This window comes from Vibrio anguillarum (assembly GCF_003390515.1).
GTDB lineage: Bacteria > Pseudomonadota > Gammaproteobacteria > Enterobacterales > Vibrionaceae > Vibrio > Vibrio anguillarum.
The window spans coordinates 2,388,974-2,410,388 of sequence record NZ_CP031479.1 but is presented as its reverse complement, the minus strand read 5'-3'; the positions used below and the strand labels follow the sequence as shown (position 1 = coordinate 2,410,388).

Annotated in this window: 20 protein-coding genes, 1 other RNA gene and 3 pseudogenes; 7 read left to right on the top strand and 17 right to left on the bottom strand. The window is 45.0% G+C overall.

Translation table 11 applies throughout. The annotated features are described in order from the left end of the window. Positions 1-74 precede the first annotated feature (74 nt). Positions 75-1,961: a BCCT family transporter gene (locus DD616_RS14325; RefSeq protein WP_208871837.1), complete on the bottom strand. Its 1,887-nt coding sequence runs from the start codon at positions 1,959-1,961 to the stop codon at positions 75-77. A gap of 379 nt (positions 1,962-2,340) precedes the next feature. On the opposite strand from DD616_RS14325, the gene DD616_RS14320 reads away from it, so the two are divergent. Both DD616_RS14320 and katG read left to right on the top strand, forming a co-directional pair. Continuing rightward, positions 2,341-2,661 (top strand): DOPA 4,5-dioxygenase family protein, encoded by a 321-nt coding sequence (locus DD616_RS14320; protein WP_017046265.1) that lies wholly within the window; start codon positions 2,341-2,343, stop codon positions 2,659-2,661. Positions 2,662-2,965: 304 nt separating this feature from the next. Then, entirely contained in the window at positions 2,966-5,140 is a 2,175-nt protein-coding gene (gene katG / locus DD616_RS14315; RefSeq protein WP_208871836.1) for a catalase/peroxidase HPI, read from the top strand. A gap of 197 nt (positions 5,141-5,337) precedes the next feature. Here the strand turns inward: katG and DD616_RS14310 are convergent, their stop codons facing one another. From DD616_RS14310 to DD616_RS14260, 11 genes are all read right to left on the bottom strand, one after another. After that, on the bottom strand, positions 5,338-7,263 hold the full coding sequence (locus tag DD616_RS14310; RefSeq protein ID WP_231140393.1) for a BglG family transcription antiterminator: 1,926 nt from the start codon (positions 7,261-7,263) through the stop codon (positions 5,338-5,340). 88 nt (positions 7,264-7,351) lie between these two features. Beyond that, positions 7,352-8,098, bottom strand: coding sequence for a 2-dehydro-3-deoxy-phosphogluconate aldolase (dagF, locus tag DD616_RS14305; protein ID WP_208871835.1), 747 nt, complete (start codon positions 8,096-8,098; stop codon positions 7,352-7,354). Next, positions 8,089-9,213 (bottom strand): DgaE family pyridoxal phosphate-dependent ammonia lyase, encoded by a 1,125-nt coding sequence (locus tag DD616_RS14300; RefSeq protein WP_208871834.1) that lies wholly within the window; start codon positions 9,211-9,213, stop codon positions 8,089-8,091. Before DD616_RS14300 ends, dagF begins: the two co-directional genes overlap by 10 nt. Continuing rightward, the gene (locus tag DD616_RS14295; RefSeq protein ID WP_208871833.1) at positions 9,197-10,360 is read right to left on the bottom strand and encodes an amidohydrolase/deacetylase family metallohydrolase; all 1,164 of its coding nucleotides are present in this window, start codon (positions 10,358-10,360) and stop codon (positions 9,197-9,199) included. The genes DD616_RS14300 and DD616_RS14295 overlap by 17 nt, the downstream gene beginning before the upstream one ends. Positions 10,361-10,405: 45 nt before the next feature. Then, positions 10,406-11,053, bottom strand: a complete 648-nt coding sequence (locus DD616_RS14290) for a DUF4310 family protein (protein ID WP_017045613.1) — start codon at positions 11,051-11,053, stop codon at positions 10,406-10,408. A gap of 10 nt (positions 11,054-11,063) precedes the next feature. Continuing rightward, positions 11,064-11,840 carry a DUF4311 domain-containing protein gene (locus DD616_RS14285; RefSeq protein WP_017045612.1) on the bottom strand — a complete coding sequence of 259 codons (777 nt, stop codon included), beginning with the start codon at positions 11,838-11,840 and terminating at the stop codon, positions 11,064-11,066. A gap of 24 nt (positions 11,841-11,864) precedes the next feature. Continuing rightward, positions 11,865-12,158 (bottom strand): DUF4312 family protein, encoded by a 294-nt coding sequence (locus DD616_RS14280; RefSeq protein ID WP_010320376.1) that lies wholly within the window; start codon positions 12,156-12,158, stop codon positions 11,865-11,867. Beyond that, positions 12,155-12,523 carry an SFCGS family glycine-rich protein gene (locus DD616_RS14275; protein WP_017042958.1) on the bottom strand — a complete coding sequence of 123 codons (369 nt, stop codon included), beginning with the start codon at positions 12,521-12,523 and terminating at the stop codon, positions 12,155-12,157. The genes DD616_RS14280 and DD616_RS14275 overlap by 4 nt, the downstream gene beginning before the upstream one ends. Next, positions 12,514-12,876: a transcriptional regulator gene (locus DD616_RS14270; RefSeq protein WP_228209387.1), complete on the bottom strand. Its 363-nt coding sequence runs from the start codon at positions 12,874-12,876 to the stop codon at positions 12,514-12,516. Before DD616_RS14270 ends, DD616_RS14275 begins: the two co-directional genes overlap by 10 nt. A gap of 294 nt (positions 12,877-13,170) precedes the next feature. After that, complete coding sequence (locus DD616_RS14265; protein WP_208871832.1) at positions 13,171-16,098, bottom strand: DEAD/DEAH box helicase family protein; 2,928 nt, start codon at positions 16,096-16,098, stop codon at positions 13,171-13,173. Beyond that, positions 16,095-16,682, bottom strand: a complete 588-nt coding sequence (locus tag DD616_RS14260) for a class I SAM-dependent methyltransferase (RefSeq protein WP_088731932.1) — start codon at positions 16,680-16,682, stop codon at positions 16,095-16,097. Before DD616_RS14260 ends, DD616_RS14265 begins: the two co-directional genes overlap by 4 nt. A 251-nt stretch (positions 16,683-16,933) precedes the next feature. On the opposite strand from DD616_RS14260, the gene DD616_RS14255 reads away from it, so the two are divergent. The 3 genes from DD616_RS14255 to DD616_RS14245 all read left to right on the top strand — a co-directional run bounded on the left by DD616_RS14255 (position 16,934) and on the right by DD616_RS14245 (position 18,427). Beyond that, positions 16,934-17,329: an ACT domain-containing protein gene (locus tag DD616_RS14255; RefSeq protein WP_208871831.1), complete on the top strand. Its 396-nt coding sequence runs from the start codon at positions 16,934-16,936 to the stop codon at positions 17,327-17,329. Positions 17,330-17,428: 99 nt separating this feature from the next. After that, a complete protein-coding gene (locus DD616_RS14250; protein ID WP_208871830.1) occupies positions 17,429-17,581 on the top strand; it encodes a hypothetical protein in 153 nt (50 codons plus the stop codon). Positions 17,582-17,869: 288 nt separating this feature from the next. Continuing rightward, positions 17,870-18,427, top strand: coding sequence for a hypothetical protein (locus DD616_RS14245; RefSeq protein ID WP_208871829.1), 558 nt, complete (start codon positions 17,870-17,872; stop codon positions 18,425-18,427). Positions 18,428-18,443: 16 nt separating this feature from the next. Here the strand turns inward: DD616_RS14245 and DD616_RS17345 are convergent. From DD616_RS17345 to smpB, 5 genes and pseudogenes are all read right to left on the bottom strand, one after another. Then, positions 18,444-18,566: pseudogene (locus tag DD616_RS17345) on the bottom strand (integrase); the annotation flags it as partial. Between the two features lie 114 nt (positions 18,567-18,680). Next, positions 18,681-18,764 (bottom strand): annotated as a pseudogene (locus DD616_RS14240) (transcriptional regulator); the annotation flags it as partial. Between the two features lie 2 nt (positions 18,765-18,766). Next, positions 18,767-19,120, bottom strand: a pseudogene (locus tag DD616_RS14235) (type II toxin-antitoxin system HipA family toxin); the annotation flags it as partial. A gap of 416 nt (positions 19,121-19,536) precedes the next feature. Beyond that, positions 19,537-19,903: a transfer-messenger RNA gene (gene ssrA, locus DD616_RS14230) on the bottom strand. Between the two features lie 67 nt (positions 19,904-19,970). Then, positions 19,971-20,456 carry an SsrA-binding protein SmpB gene (gene smpB / locus DD616_RS14225; protein ID WP_013857439.1) on the bottom strand — a complete coding sequence of 162 codons (486 nt, stop codon included), beginning with the start codon at positions 20,454-20,456 and terminating at the stop codon, positions 19,971-19,973. Positions 20,457-20,572: 116 nt separating this feature from the next. Between smpB and DD616_RS14220 the strand changes: the two genes are divergently transcribed. Beyond that, positions 20,573-21,004, top strand: coding sequence for an SRPBCC family protein (locus DD616_RS14220; protein WP_013857438.1), 432 nt, complete (start codon positions 20,573-20,575; stop codon positions 21,002-21,004). Then, positions 21,004-21,306, top strand: coding sequence for an RnfH family protein (locus DD616_RS14215; protein ID WP_010319507.1), 303 nt, complete (start codon positions 21,004-21,006; stop codon positions 21,304-21,306). Before DD616_RS14220 ends, DD616_RS14215 begins: the two co-directional genes overlap by 1 nt. Positions 21,307-21,415: the final 109 nt, after the last annotated feature.

The following is a 21,415-nucleotide window of genomic DNA, read 5'->3' as shown; positions in this document are numbered from 1 at the left end:
AGAATTTATCGCCCTTAACCGAAGTGCAGGGCGATTTCATACAGTTAAGTTAATATGGTGTCTGAAGAGTCAGCTTATTGTTCTTTCTCTTTGAGCAATTCATTAAACTCAATTCTTGCTGCTTGTGCTGCCTCTGAGGCTTGTAGTTTATGCTCACGAGCAGCCATTGCTGCTTCTGTTAGACTTTGTATCTCTGTTAATTGATCTTCAGGAGCTTCCCCAAGTTCTAAACCATTCTCACCACGTGCCAGTGCTTCTAACCGAATCACTTTCTTCAACTTCCAGATTGCAGCTAGGCTTTCTCTTTCTTGTTCTGCCGCTGTCATTGCTTCATCTTTTAAGCGTTCGAATTTTGCTAATGCCATTCCCTCTCTTGACCAAGGGTCTACATCAGGGAAATCTTCGATATTGATGACTGGATCTTCGTAGCCTTCTTGGTGGGCTAAGTCTAGAGTTGCTGCTTTGAGCCCTGAAATCATTAACATTACAGCAATGATGAGTAATGGCAAACCACCGACGATGGCTGCTGTTTGTAGGGTTGAGAGCCCCCCCATAAACAGTAAAACCGAAGGCATAAAGGATAGTACGAATGCCCAAAATAGACGATTCCAGCGTAGAGGATCTTCAGTCACATTATTTTGCACCACAGAAGCTAAAATAAATGAGATGGAGTCAAAAGTTGTTGCCGTAAAAATGATACATAAAATAGTGAAAACGGCAATCACTATGGTACTCATTGGCAGTTGTTCAAGTATGGCAAAAATCGCTTTAGTGGCGCCGTGTTGATTTAGAATCGATACCACGTCCAGCTGCCCCGTTAATTGCAACGATAATCCATAGTTACCAAGAACCATAAAATAGAGTGCACAGCCCATCGAGCCAAAGAAAATGGAACCTGCGACCATTTGTTTAATAGTGCGACCACGAGAAATTCGCGCAACAAATAAGCCCATGCTAGGTGCAAATACTAACCACCATGCCCAATAAAAAATGGTCCAATCTTGTGGGAAATGAGTATCTGAAAATGAGCCATATCCACCAAATGGTTCTGCCCATGTAGCCATGATAAAGAAATTTGACAGCATACGACCAATAGAGTCGAGGCCCGTTTCCAATATAAAGATCGTTGGGCCTGCGACTAAAATAAAGGCCAACAGCGCTAATGCTCCCCAGAAGTTGATGTTACTCAGAACCTTAATTCCGTCATCCATCCCTTTGTAGGACGAATAAGCAAATAATGCCGTACACAGTAGTAAGACCCCAATTTGGCTGGTGGTGGTAGAGGGGATTCCAAATAAGTAACTAATGCCTTCATTAATCAGCGGAGCTGCTAAACCAAGGGTCGTTGCTGCACCACCGAGTAAACCAAAAATGAACAAAACATCAATCAATTTACCTAATTTTCCGTAGCTTCTCGCTTCACCAATTACTGGCATTAATGCTGAAGATATTTTCAGTACTGGCTGCTTACGTACGTAGAAGAAATAGGCAATCGGCAGAGCAGGTATAAGATAGATGGACCACGCTATTGGCCCCCAGTGGAAAATGCCATATGTAGCAGCCCAGCGGATTGCTTCTTCACTGCCCGCTTCCAATTGGAAGGGAGGATTTTGATAATAGTATGCCCATTCGATGGTGCCCCAGTATAAAATACTGGCTCCAATTCCCCCACAAAATAGCATGGCGGCCCATGATCCCGTTGCAAATTCAGGTTTTTCGTCAGCATCACCAAGTTTTATTTGGCCAATATCACTGAAGATAATGTAAATCATAAAGAAAAAAGCCGCTAAACCAAGTCCAAGATAGAGAAACCCTAGTTTATCGGTCATAAAGGTTTTGGCGACGCTGATCCAGTATTCCCCTTGTGTTGGCCAAACCAACAGCGGCACGATTACTGAACACAGTAGAGCAAGCGCACCAAAAAAAGTGGGTTTGTCGATGAGTTCAAAGTGTTTTTTCATAAAATTCTCTAATATCCATTTGCTGAGAAAGAGCAAAAAGTCTCGTAAATTGGAGAGCAATACTATGAGCTTATCTGATTATGACAATTAGAATTTCATATGGTAACGACTCATTATATTTGTAATATATGTTTGGTGAATAAATAAGTAAGGGCAGGGTTATTCATTGGATGGAATGACTGTTCTGTTAACCTTTTATTTCGGTCATCTTATAAGTCTTTAACGTTTTAATCAGTATAAGTAATAAGGTATATGGCCGTGCTGATAGGCTAAATAGCGTCGGTATATTCAAATTAGCTGAAAATCATCAGCAAATTTGTTGTGGTTTCTATGCTCTTTTGGCGTAGTACACTGCTTAAAAATCAAGAGGAGTTATTTTATGTTTCATGCCCATGTTTATTTTGATCTCGCAGAGCAAGCAAAAGCACAACGCGTACAACAAAAAATTGCCCAACAACGACATGATGTACAAGCCATGTTTGGCTTAGTACCAAGGCTTGTTGGCCCGCACTTAAAGCCGATGTTTGAAGTACACCTTGCTGACAATAGCCACGGATTTATTGAGTGGCTAGATGAACATCGGGAAGGTCTTAGCGTGTTGATCCATCCGGTTTCTGGAGACGATAGGTATGACCATTCTGAGGGACAAGTTCTGTGGTTAGGAGAGACTTTAGGGGTGAACTTAGCCGTATTGCGTTAGAGGATGCCTATCAAATTAATAGCCACAGTGAATTAGTGTTTAATGCTCATCTTGTCTAGTCTGTACAGAACGCAGCAGAAACAATAATCGTGGCAAGGTTTTGAAGAAAAAGGTTTTTCGAACAAGTCGTGACCGCAGGCTCATCACCTCTCGTTGTTATTGTATATACATGATGTTGTTCTAAGTTTTGTTGCATTTGAATTTAATACAGTGAATGTTCAGCCAATATCGACCGTGCTGAGTGTTTTTAGAATAAATCAAGCACACTTAAATAGCCGCAGTAATGCGAAGCAAGGAGAACGCAATGGAGAATAAAGGTATGAATTCGGGCGGTAAATGCCCTGTCATGCACGGCGGAGTAACTTCTGCTGAACTATCCAATATGGATTGGTGGCCAAAAGCACTGAATCTTGACATTCTTCACCAGCACGACGTGAAAACCAACCCAATGGGTGCGGATTTTAATTACCGCGATGCGCTAAAAACATTGGATGTTGATGCCTTGAAAAAAGATCTCAAAGCACTAATGACCGATAGCCAAGAGTGGTGGCCTGCCGACTGGGGGCATTACGGCGGTTTGATGATCCGCATGGCATGGCACTCCGCTGGGACTTACCGAATTGCAGATGGTCGCGGTGGTGCGGGCTCTGGCAACCAGCGTTTTGCTCCGCTTAACTCGTGGCCTGATAATGCCAACTTAGATAAAGCTCGTCGCTTATTGTGGCCAATCAAACAAAAATACGGCAACAAAATCAGTTGGGCAGATCTGATGATCTTGGCGGGTAATATGGCTTATGAATCCATGGGGCTTAAAACCTTTGGTTTCGCTTTTGGTCGTGAAGATATTTGGCACCCAGAAAAAGACACTTATTGGGGCTCAGAAAAAGAGTGGCTAGCGCCAAGTGGCGGAGAAAATAGCCGCTATTCCGGTGTGCGTGATCTAGAAAACCCGCTTGCTGCCGTGATGATGGGCCTGATTTATGTAAACCCTGAAGGCGTTGACGGTAATCCAGATCCGCTTAAAACCGCACATGACATGCGCGTCACTTTTGAGCGCATGGCAATGAATGATGAAGAAACCGTTGCGCTGACAGCGGGTGGGCATACGGTGGGTAAAGCGCATGGTAATGGTAGCGCTGCGAACTTAGGGCCAGATCCTGAAGGGGCGGACTTGCATGAACAAGGCTTGGGTTGGAATAACCATGCCAGTCGCGGCATTGGCCGTAATACCGTCACCAGTGGTATTGAAGGTGCATGGACTACGCACCCAACCCAGTGGGATAACGGCTTCTTCCACCTGTTGTTTACCTACGAATGGCAACTGACGAAGAGCCCTGCTGGCGCGTGGCAGTGGGAGCCAATCAACATCAAAGAGGAAGATAAACCGGTTGATGTGGAAGACCCAAGCATTCGTTATAACCCTATGATGACCGATGCCGATATGGCGCTGAAGATGGATCCTGAATATCGCAAGATCTCAGAGCGTTTCTACAAAGACCCAGCGTATTTCTCTGAAGTGTTTGCGCGAGCTTGGTTTAAGCTTACTCACCGTGATATGGGACCTAAAGCGCGTTACTTTGGCCCTGATGTTCCGGCAGAAGATCTCATTTGGCAAGATCCCATCCCCGCAGGTCGTAAAGATTATGATGTGGATGCAGTAAAAGCAAAAATAGCGGCCAGCGGCTTAAGCATCAGTGAGATGGTCAGCACCGCATGGGATAGTGCTCGTACTTTCCGTGGTTCCGATAAACGTGGTGGCGCGAACGGTGCGCGCATTCGCTTGGCTCCTCAAAAAGATTGGCAAGGTAATGAGCCAGAAAGACTTAGCAAAGTGTTGACTGTCCTGGAGAAAATTGCCGCTGAAGCGGGTATTAGTATCGCCGATACCATTGTTTTGGCGGGTAACGTCGGTGTTGAACAAGCGGCCAAAGCGGCAGGCGTTAATATTACTGTGCCTTTTACTGCAGGGCGTGGTGATGCAACGCTTGAACAAACGGATGTGGAATCGTTTGATGTGCTTGAGCCACTGGCGGATGGTTTCCGTAACTGGCAAAAGAAACATTACGTGGTTAACCCAGAAGAGATGCTGTTAGATAAAGCGCAACTATTGCGCCTGACCGCCCCAGAAATGACCGTATTGATTGGTGGATTGCGAGTGCTCGGTACAAACTATGGCGGCAGTCAACATGGTGTATTGACAGACCGTGTTGGGGCGTTGACTAACGATTTCTTCGTTAACCTCACCGACATGAATTACACTTGGAAGCCAACAGGCCGTAACTCTTACGATATGGTTGAGCGTAAGAGCGGTAAAACAAAATGGACAGCGACTCGTGTTGATCTGGTGTTTGGCTCAAACTCCATTTTGCGCTCATACGCTGAAATTTACGCGCAGGACGATAACAAAGAGAAGTTCGTCAAAGACTTTGTCGCTGCTTGGACCAAAGTCATGAACGCCGATCGCTTCGACGTGTTGTAAACCCTCTTCACTCAGTAATCTTGATATTAAGGCCCTCTTAGCGAGGGCCTTGTTGTGCCTTGGTTTTCTCTCTAAACGGCTTGTTTATAAAAGACTGGTCCCTAAAAAACGAGTGTTTCTAAAAACAGACGGAACCTAAAAACAGACGGTATCTAAAAAATAGAGGGCATCTAGGAAGCATCACACAGCGATATATTTTATTGTAATTCCAAGTGCGCCAGTGTTTTGAAGTGCTTGAAGGTTTCGCATTGCGACAGACTTTTACCTAATTTTTTATTAATCAGCACTTGGAAAAGATCATACAGCCCCATCGCCTCTTCATAGTCACATTTACTTAAGGCGAGGAAAAAGATCAGATAGGCTTTTTCACCATTACCCCATTCAATTCCACGCGGTGCAGCGACGGTGTAAACCATCGAACGTTTAGCAAATAGTTCAATTGAGTGAGGTAGAGCAATGTATTCGCCCATCATGGTTGAAACCAAACTCTCTCGCTCTTGCAGTGAAGCTCGGTATCCTTCCTCTACCAACTCCGTTGATTCAAGATGCGAGCAAACCTGCTCAAAGAGGAGTGATTGCTCAATGACGTCATCAAGGTAGAGAAATTGAGCCTTGGAAAAATACTTATCCAAAAGATAAGAGTGCGTGCGATCAACCAACACTTGTTTGCCCAGTTCTTCCAATTGATGTTGGGTAGGGAAGGGGTCAACCACAAAGCTCTGAATCTCTCTATTGGCTAAGGGCATGGTGGTAATAATGAGGTCCGCTTGCGTGGCATCAGCGGTGATCAACTGTTCAGGGGAATAAACCGTTTTCATATCCAATTGCGGATACTGGCGGCGGATGATCGCTTCTAGCCCAAGTGTCGCGGCATTACCGGCGTCGCAATACAGGAGCGCTTTGGGTGTACGATGACCTAAATGGTAATTACGCTCAAGCCCCACACCAATGTGAATCACAAGATAGCCTATTTCGTGCTGTGTCATGCAGTAACCCGTCTCTCTGATCCAGTCTGCGATGGCCGATAAGGTAATACTGTAAGCGAGTGGGTAGTGCTGTTTGATATGTTCGGCCAATGGGTTAATTGTGGCGACATGATGTTTGACACGAATGATCATATGGCAGACGTGGTTGTGAAGATCGCGGCGTAATAGCGCATCGTCACGCACATCGTAAGGGTAATTTTGATAGATATAATCAAAGATGTGAGTGACTAGAGCATCGGCTTCATGCTGTACACCCTGGCTAAGGAGTGCTTGATTCGTCGCAATTCTCGCTTGAATGTGAATCGCCAAGGCGGCAATTTCATGGTTATTGGCGGGTAACAGCATCGGTAGCGCAGAAAATAACGCTTTGGCAATTGGTAGCGTCGTTTCATGAACATCGTTTTTAGAAAATTCGGTAAGCTCTTTGCCACACGCGAGCCTGTGCAGTGTGACGGCAGCATAAAGGGTTAACCAACGCAGCCCAATATCGTTGATATAGAGTGTATGGTTGGTCAACACTTCACGAAAGCGCGCTGCAAAAATTTGCTGAGATTTTTCAGGGAAAATCGTACTAATAAAGCCCAGAGCTTGTTTTGTCTCTTTTTGTTCGATGTAGATAAGTTGTGTTAAACGGGAGCGAATCGCCATTTCTGGGCCTTGGATCAGCATGCCCAAACGAGGTTTACTTTCAATCGATAAACCAAATGTGGCCAGTTGGCTGCGTACATCAACCATATCATTTTGAATAACGGTGCGGCTTAGATTCCATGTCTCGGCCAATTCGTCAATTTTTACGCCTTGTTCTGCCGTTAATAGCAGTACTTGAATCTGGATGATGCGCTCTTTACTGGTCCTTGGAATCGTTTCTGCATTTTGCACCCTCGACAAAAAATGCTCGAAAGTTGATGGGTTGTAAATATTGAGTTGGTAACCGGAACCGCGCTGGTGGAGAAGATGTGCGCCATGATTGACCATCACATTATTGAGCAGCGCGACATCGGTGCGTATGGTGCGTGTCGAAACATTAAGCCGTTGCGCAAGTTCGTCCTGAGTCAAAGGCGAGGCGGATACAGCATCCAACAGATGAATTAGGCGAGGGTGCGGTAGCTTGTACATCATCGATTCCCATTCCAGCATGAACAGCGCTATCTAAAAGGTAAAATGCACTAAAGGCAATAGATAGCCAACGCTTTGTTATGCCGGAGCACATGCTCCGGCGTCGGTGTTATGAATGTGCCAGTTGTTTTTGAGTCATGGCCAGCAGGGTTTTCACATCCTCGGGGCGAGTCTGTCCGGTTTTCTCATCGATGATTGAGCTATAAATGTGTGGAATGACTTTTTCGACTCCAGCATCGAGAGCGATGCGTAAAATCTCTTCAAAGTTGTTTAGATCAATACCACCCGTTGGCTCTAACCAAAAGTGGTGACGAGCACAGGCGTTGGCAACTTCTTGGTACTCAGCTTTGCATTTTAGCCCCTGCATTGGGAAGAATTTGACTGAGCTGCAGCCCATATCTTGCAACATGGCAATCGCCGTATCAACGGGAACAACCGCTTCTTCCATACCTGAACTTTTCGGGCCAGTTGAGATTTTAACCAAGCCAACAGTGCCTGATGGTGAAATCAAACCATTCACGATAGTGTGATGTTGACCTAGCGCTTGACGCGTAGCCCCCACACCAGTAAAGACTTGATTGACATGCTGAGGCTGTAGTATTCCGGCTAAAGCCGTCACCATATCCGATTGTTTGGGATCCCCTGCGCCAAGGCCAATCGATAAAGCATTCTCTATTTTTTCAGCGCACGATTTCATATCAGCCGCAGCGCTTGCGGTATCTGGGTAATCTTTCGAGAGCATACCGACCAACACATGGCCTTCTGCGGCTTGGTAGACTTCAATCGCATTATGATGAGAGCCCGCCAGCACATTGAGACATACACGGTCAGCGTAAAAATTAGGGCTTAAAGACATTCTAATGACTCCTGATTCAGTTGGTTCATGGCGCTAAGAATAAGTTCAAGTTGATGAGATGAAACACTGCGGACATCAAATTCAACTGAACCTTCATTGGATTTGTAAGCGCGGCAGTAAATCGCTGGGTTACCATTTTGGAGGCGTGTGACGGCTTCATTAGCGCTGATACCAAATTGTTTGGCATCAAAACTCACTTCTGCACGTGCGATATCTCGGCCTGCACTGTCCCAAACCACGCGCGCGCTTATCCCTTCAATACGGTTTAACCCCTCGATAAATGGCGTCATTTTATACACCATTTGTTGGCCAGTTTCTTGTTGGCGGCTTAAGTACAACTCAATGGCATGCGTTAGGCCTAAAATGCCTTCTTTACCGACTTTCATGGCACGGCCAATCCCTGCAGATTGCTGCTTAACCCATTCAACATATTGATGTTTCCCAATCACTAAACCGCTGGTTGGGCCTTCAATCGCTTTCGCACCACTGTAGATAACCAGATCAGCCCCTTGCTGATAATAGAGTTGTAGATCCTCTTCTGCTGCTGCATCAACAATCAACGGAAGCTGGTGGTCTTGAGCCACTTTGGCCGCTTGTGCCACGGTTAACATGCTTTTTTGCACACAATGGTGCGATTTAATGTAGAGAATGGCGGCGGTATTGGGGGTGATTGCCGCGGCTAATTGTTCTGCGCTGCATTCATTAGCCCAACCGGCCTCAATCAGGTTACCGCCGCCAAGATTTACCATGCTGCCAACCGGGGCACCATAATTGACGTTATGCCCTTTGGGGATCACAATATCCGTTGCGATCGGGTGCGTTTTTGCATGCAGATGCTCAAGCAGATAAGGGTTACCACGCACAATGACTGCCGCGACACTCTGTGCAATCCCCGCAGAAGCACATGAGACGACGACTGCATTTTCAACTTGCAGCAAACGAGCAATATATTGGCCAGTTTTGTTCACCAAATCGCTCATTTCAAAGTAGTTGTTCATCCCAAAACAGACAGTCTGTTCCACTTCGGGTTGCGGAGTAGAAACACCAAGAGCTGTCATACGGCCAGATGCGTTGATCACTTGTTTCAAGTGATATTTTTCAAGAATGGAAGACATAATGCTGTTGTCCTTGTTCAGTCAATACAAGCTTGCCGTCAATAATGGCAGCAAGAGGCGTAAATCTCTGTTGTCCAGTTCGATGCTGGTGATGAGTATCGGTGTAGTTAACCGACGCTTTATTGATGGTGTAGAGCGTTAAATCGGCATCATAGCCTGCAATTAAGTGCCCCTTTTTCGCTAGGCGAAGTGCTTGCGCTGCTTGACTCGTCACGCGCTCAATGATCTGCTCATGGGATAATCCGAGCGTAAAAAACATCGACATCAGGTGGGCAAGACCGTAAACCGGGCCATTGAGCCGGTTTTTACAGTAAATGTCAGAACTGATTGTATCGGGCAAAATCCCTTGTGCGATGGCCTGCTCCGCCACCTCAAAACTGAAACTGGCACTGCCGTGGCCGATATCAAGTTTCAGGCCTCGAGCTCTGGCCTGTTGAACGCTGCTTTTTATTTCCCCATGACAATCAAGAATGCGGTTAGGCTTGCCATTAAAGCAGTGAGTGAGAATATCGCCTTTGCCCAGCAGAGCGACAATCTCATCCAAATCTGGCGGCGCATTACCGACGTGCACCATCAATGGAACGCAGCCGCATTGCTGTTGTAATGCTTTGGCTGCATGAAGTGGCATTAAGCCATTGTGGCCGACAACACTACCGCTCATGCGTGCTTTTAAGCCGACAATAAATTCGGGATGACGAAGCAGTGCTTGCTTTGCGCTATCCAGATCAATGTCGTTAGCATCGGCCAGTTCATTTTGGCGCAACAAGCCAATTTTCGAGATGTTAAGTAGTGCGTGCACATGGGTTGTGCATTGCGCTGCAAGCTGCGCAAAATCATCCACATCGTTTGTGCCTGTGCTGCCCGCATCAATGACAGTCGTCACGCCACCGGACACCCCAACGTTATCGGGGTGGTCGTTATAAATAGGCGAGTTCGGATAGCAGTGAGTGTGGCCGTCAATCCAACCAGCACTCACAAAAACGTCATGATCTAAATCGACGGTCTGTTTTGCCAATGAACCAGCAAGATCGCCCACCGCCGCTATTTTGTTGCCCTGAAGGGCGATATCGATACTACACCCACCCGCTTGTTGGGCATTTTTGATCAGGATGTCATACATAATTTGCATCTCACGCTCTTCGCTCATCGGCGCGAAGAGCGATTCTCAGTAGAATTTAAACCCCAGCTTGTTTTACAGTGCGATAGGAAAAAGAGCTCCTAACGCCATCGCTCCGAGAATTGCACCACCCGTAATCGGTTTACCCCACACATAGAAAATTAATGCGCCACCTAGAGAGCCGATCCCAATCGGGATAGAAGCGGCCATCGCAGATAAAATGATCAATGGTCCAAGAAAACGGCCGGAGCTATTGCCTGCTCCCATCATCACATCAGCCCCGTAGGTTGAATCGCTTTGGTTGATGGTAAATTTACGTGCCAGCACAATTAAGCCACCAATCGCCAAACCAGCGAGCATGCCTGTGATTAACGAAGCGGTGAAATTTTCAAGAGGATAAACAATGCCAGCACCCAGTAGTAAAGCTGGAATCCCTAAACCCACACCGGTTTGCACTGCGCCACCGATATCCAAAATGCCCACGAGCGAACCTTCAATGATGCGAGCAAACAGAAAGCTTGCACCAAAAGCGGCCACCGCACCGTACGCGCCTGTATCCATCCCTGCTCGCAGCATGGAAACAAACGCCACTTCGTTAAAAGCACCGACACCGTATAAGTAGTACATGTGCGTTCCGGCAAAAACCCCGGCTGAAAGCAAGCCCACAAAGATCGGGAAAGACCAGTCGGCATACCAAAAGTTGTGTTTCATTTTTTCGTCCATGGTCAACTCCTTATTTACCACTGATCATGAGATGGATGTTTTCAAGCCACAAAGGAACTTGCATATGGAAAGCTTCGATAAATTTCATGTCGAACCCGCGGAAGAAAGCACTTAACGCAAACAGTGCAATAATCGCCGCCATCATGATCTGGGTTACTTTGTTCCAACCACTCTCTTCAACACCTTTACCAATCAAAATACCCAGCACCAAACCAGGAACGGCGTTGCCCATAATCATCTGAGCTAAACCACCAAAGATAGTGGCCCAAAAGCCCGATTTCTTACCCGCTTCAATTGCCGCTAGCCAGAAAATAACCGGCATGACGGTATTCACCAGTAAGTTTGCCGCTGGTACTAATACCTTTACTGCCGTGACTTGCAGCGCCGCAGGAACGGCCGCCGCCGTTGAGTTAAGAAACGCAACCACAATTGCACCGATAATGGCGCAAGCAATGCCCATTCGTTTTGGATCATGCAAGGTAGTGGCAAGGTCGCGGTTTTTTATCATCAGCGCCGCCGCGCCCCAGTTCGGGATGATGCGGTGGTCAACATCTTGAGTGAATGCCCCTGCCGCAACCGTTGAGGCCCAAGCATTAAAGAAGAATCCAAGCCCAAAAGAGAAGTGAGAGGCAGGGTCGCCTTCACACGAGTTCAACTCTCCCAGAGTACGAAATGCACCCATACCTTGGATAGTTGGAGCATGGAACATCCTTGCCGCGCCTACTCCAACGCCGATACCGACTAAGCCACCAATGATGATGGACTTAAAGAGAATGATAAGAAACATGTCAGGGATCCTTATAGTGACCTGTTAACGTTTGAAATCGACCTGTTCCACATCGATGTGGGTCAGGCTGACCGTAACCTCTAGCTTGACGCTGTATTGGCGTCGATCTCTTGCAAGAAAGAAGAAAAGGAATTTCTCTCGCTTTACTTTCTCTTCTGCTTGCAAAACGTTGACGTCTAACGGCTCAATCCGGAGGAGAACTTTTGCGTTATTCTTAAGCAACGTGGGTTGTACTTGGCTTAAAGCCGCGGCAAAAGCCTGCTGCTTTGTTTCGCCCTTGCCACTCACGGTTACCTTAGTGGTTAACTGCTCTTTCATGCTTTGACGCCATGCTTAGCCACAAACGCCTTCACCAGTTTTTCGCCCAGCTCTTCTTTATCCATAAAGCCGAAACCCAAAACCACACAGCCTTCATTGATCGCGGTTATTCCTTCCTCAACAGAGCGCATTCCATAACGGCATTGATAGCCATATTTTGTTTGCGCTGTGATAGCACCAGCGCCGCCGCTGCCGCAAAAAGAGATCCCTAAATCGGCTTGCTGCTGATGCATGACATCACCTAGCTTCATGTCTGCGGCCATGCCGGGAATAACGGTCACTTCAGCGCCTGCCGCTTGAGCACCAGCTCCTACTTTCTGACCTTTGCCCATGCGATCACCAATAACGACTTTGATTACTGACATGTTGTTTCTCCTGCTGTTGGGTTTAATTCGTTTTCTTTAGCTACTTCAAAATGGACCGAAAGCAGATGCGCTTCTTCATAAGCGAGGTTTTCCATCCAACGACACACTTGCTCGGCCAAGGTGAAACAAATGGGAGAGATTTCATCAAACATCTCCATATCGAGTTCAGGTAACGACTCACCGCTAAATGAGCGCCAAACCATCGCTTTGATGTGTGTTTCGAGCATTTTTTTCTGTAGCGAATCGGGGTAGATAGCGTGTGAATTAAGCAAGGCAATGGCTCGTTCGGTGAGCGACAAGCCAAGCTCTATAATCTGTGCATCATCCATGCTAATGGGTTGAGAGTTTTGCACCGTGGGATTCTCCAAATGTTTAGCTTGGAGAAGAAAATAGCGTAAAAGGGATCAAGGGTGGATAAGCCCTATTTCCACTTCCAAATGGAAATAAACCGTGGCTAGTAACATTCGCGCGGTTTTATGTGATGTGTGAAGAAGATTTATGGGAGTAAATGCGCTGAAAAGGTGATTTGAATCGCTATTTTAAGCGCAAATTTATCGTCTCTTTATTTGCTGCTTATCACAAAATAACTGACGGTTATTTTGGTTTTATGTTTATTTCCCCAATCGAGCATCAGGAAGCATGCAATATTAACGGAGGATAGCTTTGAGCCGAGCAAAAGTACGCATGCTGTCGGTTGCGAGCATGGGAGCGTAGTCAGCGTTTTGTGCCTCAAGCTGATAATGGTTTGGTCCTATTTTGCGTACTACGCGTAGCAAGTAGTGGTTATCACCCGTTTCATCTTGAGTTTCAATCGCCATGACCAGATTAGAAATTGAACCTGCGCTCTTTGGTGTGACCCATTCAAGTAGTAGTAAATCACCATCTTGAATCGGGTTTTTACCTCCATTCATTGAATTACCTGAAGCGGGGGCAATGAAATGTCTTGTTGGGTCAAGCTTACCGTAACCATCGGCGACTAAATATTGATCTTGAGTATCATGAGTACCTTGCTTGAAATGACCGCAAGCAATTTTTAGATCGGGGTAGAGGGGCAAATAGGTACCTTTTTCGCTTGCTTGGCTTGGTAACGGAAGGATCTTGGCCGAAGTTTGGATTGGCTTCGAGTTTGAATGTGCTTCTTGCTTACTGACTCGCTGTATGTATTCGGCAAAACGCAAATCGACAAGTTCTTGAATAAGATCATGAAGCTGTGGCAAATCGGCATTGTCTACAGCAAAAGTGGGTAAAAAGCGGTGATTATCCACCTTAAACCATGCATGGCCAGAAGAGTCTGGGCTTGTAAACGCTTTGACTGGGTTTCGATTCCAGTAATTTAGCCATTCGGATCCTGTTGCGCTAAATTGCTTGGCTTGTTCGGTGAGATCTCGTCGCATCAAATCAGGTCTACGTGATAACACTTTATGACTTTGAATCGCTAGCTCATTCAATGTTGGGGGCTTTCGCAAACCATCAAGCTCTAATAGTGCTTCAAGTAAAACGGCTTTAAAGCATTTGCTCATCGCTGTGATTTCGACTGCTTTGAGCAAAAACTCGTCATATTTCGTCAGTCGTTGAGTCAGTGCTAAGTCACTTTCTTGGTCTGCCACGAACCTAAACCAACTTTTCATCAAGCGGCGTACTTTACTGAGATCATAGCCATGGTGGAAAAATTCGGCGGCACTTGGTCGGTGTGCGAGTTGATGCTTGAGATCTTGGTAATCTTCAGCCGCAGTTGAACGTATCTGTTTTGCTAAGGTTTGCCAAAATTGCAGCAGTTGTGGATCAAAGTTGACATAGCAACCGGCCGCTAACGAAGTGGTTTGGTTGGTCGTTTTGACTATTTCTTTCAGTGAACCCACATTGAGTAGGGTTGCGGGCCGATTTAAAAATGAAGAGTGATTACCGATAAAATCTAACACCATTAATTGCTGTTTACCTGTACTCGGAGATTGGCGCAAACCGCGGCCTAATTGCTGTAAAAAGAGTATTTTTGATTCGGTGGGACGAATCATCAAAATGGTATCAATCGCGGGTAGATCGGTTCCTTCATTGAACAGGTCGACAGAAAAAAGAATGTCGATACTTCCTTCATTCAACTGTTTTAGGGCGTCGTTTCGACGTATTCGAGAGTCACTATAGACGGCGATAGCGCGAATGCCTTGTTTGGAAAAGTATTTCGCCATGTAATCGGCATGACGTTTAGAAATACAGAAAGCTAATGTGCGCTGTTGTTTTCTGCCAAACCAATGTTGATAAATATGTTCGGCACGCTGCTTGGTTGCAAATGCACTGTCCAAAGCTGTGGGGTCAAATTTACCATTGCGCCAAGGGATTTCTTGATAATCGACGAATTGATCGTAAATACCGTAGTAATGAAATGGCACTAAAATTTTCTCATCAATGCCATGCACCAAGTTACGCTCAAACACTAAATTGTTGTCGCAAAGCGATAATATATCGGCTTGATCAGAGCGCTCGGGTGTTGCGGTTAAGCCTAAAAGAAACGCTGGTTGGAAATAAGCGAGTAAATCTCGGTAACTACGTGCACTCGCGTGATGAAATTCATCGACAACAATATAGTCAAAATCATCGGCTTTGAAGCGCGCTAACTGCGCTTTTTTACCTAAGGTGGCGACTGAAGCAAAAAGATAATCAGCTTTCTCTGTTTTTTCAGCTCCGTTGTATAAGCCAGTTTTAGCGTTAGGTATTAATTTACTAAATGTGCTTTCAGCTTGAGTCAGAATCTCTTCTCGATGGGCAACAAACAAGACGCGTTTTGCTTGCATCTGTTGAGCATCAAAAGCGGCTAACCATGTTTTTCCCATTCCAGTCGCTAAGACAACCAAGCCACGTACATAGCCTTGCTCACGGCTCTGGTTTAGCGCTGATAAAGCCAACACTTGCATTGAGTTTGGGGTAGGTATCTCCGGTGCTTCATCGGCTCCATCCAACAGTGTTAATGAACGTTGCATTGACAGTTTTTTGTAGCGCAGTAAGTAGTCATCTATCCAGTGATGGGAGAGAGTCATACTCTGTTCATGAGAAAAAATAGCTGAAAACTGCTCACGAATATATTCAAATTCTTGCGCTGCGGGTGAAGTGGCTGGTTGCTCAAAATCGTGGCGTAAAGCCCACTCATAGCTTTGTAGTAATGCTGTTTTACTGATGTTATTTGAACCGACCCAAGCACACCCTTCACTGATGGTCCCTTGTTCTGTTTTAACAAAAATGTAAGATTTCATATGAAAGCTATGTTGACTTTCACAAGTAAAAATACGGCATTGCGCTCCACGTTCCGCCAATATCATAAGGCGTCGTAATGCGACTGGGTGGGTTATTGCTAGATAGTCCGAAGTCAGTAATTTGAGTGAGGCTCCACTTTTTAGAGCGTCAAGAATAGGGTCAAATAGTAAATCCAATCCGGAAGGTTGAACGAAAGAAACCGAGATCTCTATTTCACTAGCGTGGTTAATGGCTTGGATTAACTTAGGAAGTAGCGGGTCTTGTTTCCCTCCCGCACTTAATTTTGGACCGCTATATAAAGTGGCTAGACCCTTGTTTCTATGAGCGCTCATCGCTCTTCACTTTTTATTAAAATAGCATTCAACCACTGTTCGTTTTGGCGATCCGCTCTTAAATCATTGGTTATCCAGATTTTTGCCACATTCAATGGGGCATGAGCGATCCACTGTGCTAAACGTTGTTCATCACCGTTGGTAAATCGACGGCCATCACGTTCTACTTCCCCTGTCCCATATTTAAAAGAACAATATAGAGGGGCTAATGGTTTTAGCTGAGAAGCTAAATGAGTAAAGGTATCTGGAAGATCCAACTCACCAACATGCAGTAACGATGCGCAAGCCCAAATACCATCAAAAGATTGATCACTTTGAAAATCAGCAAAGGTTGAAACGGTGACCGGAATTTGAAGCAGTTGAGATGCTAAGCTTGCTAATTCTTCACTGGCGTCAAATGCCACCACTTTATAACCCTGCTCAATGAAACTTTTTGCATCTCTGCCAGAACCACAACCAGCATCAAGGATGATGCCCCCTTTTGGAATATGGGGCGTAAAGTGTTCCATCAGCGAATGGGTATCTACTTCTTTGGTTGATGCAAAAAACAGTTGGGCATTTTGGTTGTAGAACTCGATAGACATAATCGCTCCTCAAAGTGAACGCTATTCTAACTATCTAATACCAAAGGCTCAATTGATTGCAATACAAGTGTGATCAACTGAGTTGTTTTAAGTTTTTCGTGCGCAGACAGCTAGCCTAAAGTCGCCATAGAACTCAAGTGATGTTCTATTCAATAAGAATGACTAATTAACCATTAATATTATTAATTTCACTTATTCCACAGAGGGCTTTACTCTGCACTTCGGCTTCAATTTGAATGAGAAAGAAAAATATGACAGCGATTACTGATTTAGAGGTTTTACTGCAATCCATGTCACCCGAGTTGGTGGGCGGAAGTTATGTGTTTTGTACTGTGCAAGGGGCATTAGTCGATTATTTGCATTTAGAACCCGTGGCGACATTTCAAGAGCGTGAAGGGCTGACCTTGGTCGTTGAGCAGCAAAAGGCCGTTGCGGCGCAGCTCGATTTTGAATCGGTATTCAGCTTAATTACGCTGACGGTTCATTCAAGTTTAGAGGCGGTGGGTTTAACGGCCGCTTTTGCAACTAAGCTAGCTTCGTATGGCATCAGCGCTAATGTGATGGCGGGCTATTATCATGACCATATTTTTGTGCAAAAAGAGAAGGCAGAAAAGGCGATGGCGGCACTCAAAGAGTTCGCACAATAATGATTTCCTTGCTACCTGCAACTCCAAGTTGTTTGGTGATAAATATTCAAAATAGCATAGTTTGATGCAACCAATCGGTTAAGTGTAGAGGATAAGTGTATGAGTAATATGGTAATGAAAGTGAAGACGGCATCTGGTCGGCAAGTGACCTATCACCGGAATTTAACGGCGCTGCGCCAGTCGTTTGACCAAGCAGGGATTCACTATCAGTTGATCGAGACGAAAGTGGTTGCGGTTCGTTCTCCTCGCTGAATGAGTTAGCGTACGTCAGTCAATTTTTATTCAGGGATGATTGAATGTGTCAAAAGGGGGGTGGTGATGCGTTTGTTGAGTTTGCATTTTTGTTTCCAAAATTGAGAAACATATTTTCGAGAATAAGCGTGTATTGATAAGAGTCTTTTCTAGGATTTATACCGAATGCCGTGATATTATCCTGCGCCCAACGGTCAGGTGGTGGGTTTATAAACCACTACAGGCCTTATTAGTAGCAGATAGTTTCATTGTTGTGGATGATGATTCTATGTAAAAAGAGACCGTATTTTGCTTGATATATTACGCGAAGTATTAGGATGGACATCTGTCGCATTCTATATATCACTCACTATTTTTAATTCGATGAAGTTTACTCGCTATGCTGCATTTGCTTCGGCTGCGAATGACATTGCTTGGTCAATTTTGATGGGCTGGTGGCCTAAAGTCATCCTTAACCTGTCGGTTGGTGCCATTAACGCATATCGATATGTGAAAGATTTTACTAACACCAGCAAAATGGTGATCAATTCTGCTGCGGTTTTGATGGCGAGCGGTATTCTTTATATTGCTTATGTGGCCGTAAGCAGCTTTATCAATAACCCCACACTTGCCGAAGCCTTGCAGTTTGGCGATCTCGCGTTAATTTTGTTGGCACTGTATATGACTGACCTGAAAAGGTTCCGTTTGCTCATGTTCTTATCGGGGTTTGTTGGTATGGCTGCCTATTTCGGTAACCCACAAATGATGATTATCAAAGCGTTGGTTATTGGCATTATGGCTTACAAGCTTTTCCGCGCCGATAAACTCACGACAGTCGCTACCCATCAGCAACAAACGAATGCATAACTGCGGGTGTGTAAACTGACCTCCGCATTTGTACAAGAGAAACATCAGGGTGGCGTCCTAAGTTGAGATTGGCGCGCCTTCTATTTATTAAGCGATAGTCATTGAGCTGCCATTATTTAGAGCTACTTGGTAAAATCATCAATTTCCTGCTTCAAAAGGAACTAAACCCGCGTCCATATATTTCCAACTCACTTTAAAATGTTAGCTTGTTATAGCAACTTAATCTAAATCAAGAGCGCTGATACTGAGCATTTTACCCATCCTCACCATCTATCAATAGCGATTTTAACGCATCGGGAGAAGAGGGGAGCAGTCCGACTTTTAAGCCAAATGGTTTGAGTTGCCAATAGGCGACATCGTGCCAAACTTGAGCAAAACATAGTCTTGTTCATCTGAACTAAGGTCTTCAATATCTAGGTATTTAACCCAGTACCGTCTACTAGCGCCGCTAGGCATAATATCGTCTAGAAACTTTAACCATCTGGGTTTACCCATGTCATCAAAAAAGAATGAGACAGGGTGGTTGAGTGAAACAGCGTGAAATTCATCTTTATCGTGATGCTCTAGAGCATAGTCGCTGAGGTAGTTGAGTTCAGTCACTCGGAAATTATGTTGGCTACTTTTAGGGAACGAGATAATACCAATATCTATCCATTCACCTTTGATAAAAGCTTGTACGGTTAGTTCTTCCATCGACAACACCTCTACTTATCAATGAGTAAAATTTTACTCTTAAAGTTCTTTTCTTTTAAGTTATGAGTAACTATTTACTCGTTAATGTGTAATGAGATTCTTTGTGAGTAAATTGTTACTCATAATCTGTAAGTCAAAAGTTTTGATGAACAGAATGGATGATTTCAGCGATGAAAGCTGCGATAGGAAGTGGGGCGTTAATAGTTTGTACAGTGATGCAAGTTGTTCGTAATAAATGAACAGTTACCTTGAATGAACAAAGTGGTTGAGGTGAGCTGTAGCGGTGTTACGAGGAATGTTACGAAGTGACAGAGATTAAGTGAATCTCGATGAGACTCCCTGAACCACTTAAAGCTAGATATGACAAGGGATTAGAAAAGAAAAAAGACGTCCGGAGACGTCTTTAAACTATGATTTGGTGGAGCTGGCGGGATTTGAACCCGCGTCCGAAAATCATTCATCATTGGTACTACATGCTTATTCGATCTTTAATTTCACCATCAAACTGCGAACCGACACGCTATCTAATGGCTATCCTGAATTAGTTTTAATGCTTTGTCTCTCAGGCGGGAGACGCGGCACGAGCTTGTTTGGTTTTGACTCTCTGTTGTTCCCCGTCTTACGAGCGGAAGCTAGGGCAGAAAGGCTCTTGGCAGGTTATTAAGCTGCTAGTGCGTAGTTTTCGTCGTTTGCGACTATTTTTTTGCGGCTTTTAACGTGGCAAACCGCCCCACGGCATGCACCTCAGACTGCAAAATTCCCGTCGAATCCAGAATCAGCCCCAAGTGTGTTGACGCATACTACCAGAAAACCTTTGTCTGTCTAGCTTTCTGCGTCTAAGTGGTCAAGATTAACGCAATGAGCTCTTCATTACGCGTGCTTTCTCTCTTGCCCAATCTTTTTCTTTTAAATCATCACGTTTGTCATGCAGTTTTTTACCTTTCGCTACACCAATTTTGATTTTCACCCAAGAGCGAGACCAATACAGTGATAGTGCGATAAGTGTCATGCCTTCACGGTTGATGCGTCCATAAAGGTTGTCCAGTTCACGGCGGCTGATTAACAGCTTGCGCACGCGAGTTGGGTTGGCAACCACGTGAGTGGATGCTTGCTGCAGTGGCGTTATTGTCATTCCGGAAACAAAGGCTTCTCCGTCTCGCATGAAAACGTAGCTTTCTGCGATATTAGCTTTGCCTTGACGAAGAGATTTGACTTCCCAGCCTTGGAGCTCCATGCCAGCTTCTACTTCATCTTCGATAAAGTATTCGTGGCGAGCTTTTTTATTTACAGCAATGGTATTGCTACCTGCTTTTGAGTTTGATTTTTTCTTTACCATAGTGGTGGCATTATACGGTTTGGTTTGAGCTTAGGAAATCCTTTTATTTGCGTAGGATAAGAATAAAAGTAAAATTGTTACACACCAGACTCTTTCGGTGGTGATGAGGAGAGAATATGAAGCAAGTCAGTCGTTCTGCTTTAGTGTCTTTTAGTGCAGAACAAATGTTTAATCTCGTGAATGACGTTGCTCGTTATCCTGAATTTTTGCCAGGTTGTTCTGGTTCTCGCGTTATTGAATCTTCCGATTTGTCGATGGTGGCTTCGGTGGATGTTTCAAAGGCAGGGATAAGTAAGACGTTCACAACGTCGAATGTGTTGGTGGCCAGTGAAGCTATTTTGATGAATTTGGTCGATGGTCCTTTTAAGGCTTTAAAAGGCGGTTGGTATTTTACTGCACTTGATGAACAGGCCTGCAAGGTTGAACTTAAACTGGAGTTTGAATTTTCGAGCAAAATGGTGGAATTGGCTTTTGGCAAGATATTCAATGAATTGACCAGTAATATGGTTAACGCATTTACCAAACGAGCGAAACAGGTGTATCAGTAATGAGTATTGAATCTGAGATGATCCATGTTGAGGTAGTCTATGCATTGCCTCACGAGCAAAGAGTACTGAATTTGGTGGTAGACAAAAACTCAACCGTCGAAACGATAATTCAACAGTCCGGTGTGCTTGAGCTCTACCCAGAGATTGATTTATCAAAAAATAAGGTCGGGATTTTTAGTCGTAACGTTAAGCTAGATTCGACGGTCAGAGACCGTGATCGCATCGAAATTTATCGTCCGTTATTGGCCGATCCTAAAGAGATCCGTCGCAAGAGAGCCGAGCAGGCAAAAGCGCAACAGTAAACGTTGCTGCGGTATTGGGTGCAAGATAAAGGGCTCGTTATGAGCCCTGTCCGTTAGTGTCACTCATTGTGAGGTGCACTTTGGGTATCATTTGTTTGAACGTGTTTTC

Bases quoted from the DNA above. Each gene is read 5' to 3' on its own strand.
- DD616_RS14325 (WP_208871837.1), bottom strand. From the start codon at position 1,961: ATGAAAAAACACTTTGAACTCATCGACAAACCCACTTTTTTTGGTGCG.
- DD616_RS14320 (WP_017046265.1), top strand. From the start codon at position 2,341: ATGTTTCATGCCCATGTTTATTTTGATCTCGCAGAGCAAGCAAAAGCA.
- katG (WP_208871836.1), top strand. From the start codon at position 2,966: ATGGAGAATAAAGGTATGAATTCGGGCGGTAAATGCCCTGTCATGCAC.
- DD616_RS14310 (WP_231140393.1), bottom strand. From the start codon at position 7,263: ATGCTGGAATGGGAATCGATGATGTACAAGCTACCGCACCCTCGCCTA.
- dagF (WP_208871835.1), bottom strand. From the start codon at position 8,098: ATGTCTTTAAGCCCTAATTTTTACGCTGACCGTGTATGTCTCAATGTG.
- DD616_RS14300 (WP_208871834.1), bottom strand. From the start codon at position 9,213: ATGTCTTCCATTCTTGAAAAATATCACTTGAAACAAGTGATCAACGCA.
- DD616_RS14295 (WP_208871833.1), bottom strand. From the start codon at position 10,360: ATGAGCGAAGAGCGTGAGATGCAAATTATGTATGACATCCTGATCAAA.
- DD616_RS14290 (WP_017045613.1), bottom strand. From the start codon at position 11,053: ATGGACGAAAAAATGAAACACAACTTTTGGTATGCCGACTGGTCTTTC.
- DD616_RS14285 (WP_017045612.1), bottom strand. From the start codon at position 11,840: ATGTTTCTTATCATTCTCTTTAAGTCCATCATCATTGGTGGCTTAGTC.
- DD616_RS14280 (WP_010320376.1), bottom strand. From the start codon at position 12,158: ATGAAAGAGCAGTTAACCACTAAGGTAACCGTGAGTGGCAAGGGCGAA.
- DD616_RS14275 (WP_017042958.1), bottom strand. From the start codon at position 12,523: ATGTCAGTAATCAAAGTCGTTATTGGTGATCGCATGGGCAAAGGTCAG.
- DD616_RS14265 (WP_208871832.1), bottom strand. From the start codon at position 16,098: ATGAGCGCTCATAGAAACAAGGGTCTAGCCACTTTATATAGCGGTCCA.
- DD616_RS14260 (WP_088731932.1), bottom strand. From the start codon at position 16,682: ATGTCTATCGAGTTCTACAACCAAAATGCCCAACTGTTTTTTGCATCA.
- DD616_RS14255 (WP_208871831.1), top strand. From the start codon at position 16,934: ATGACAGCGATTACTGATTTAGAGGTTTTACTGCAATCCATGTCACCC.
- DD616_RS14250 (WP_208871830.1), top strand. From the start codon at position 17,429: ATGAGTAATATGGTAATGAAAGTGAAGACGGCATCTGGTCGGCAAGTG.
- smpB (WP_013857439.1), bottom strand. From the start codon at position 20,456: ATGGTAAAGAAAAAATCAAACTCAAAAGCAGGTAGCAATACCATTGCT.
- DD616_RS14220 (WP_013857438.1), top strand. From the start codon at position 20,573: ATGAAGCAAGTCAGTCGTTCTGCTTTAGTGTCTTTTAGTGCAGAACAA.
- DD616_RS14215 (WP_010319507.1), top strand. From the start codon at position 21,004: ATGAGTATTGAATCTGAGATGATCCATGTTGAGGTAGTCTATGCATTG.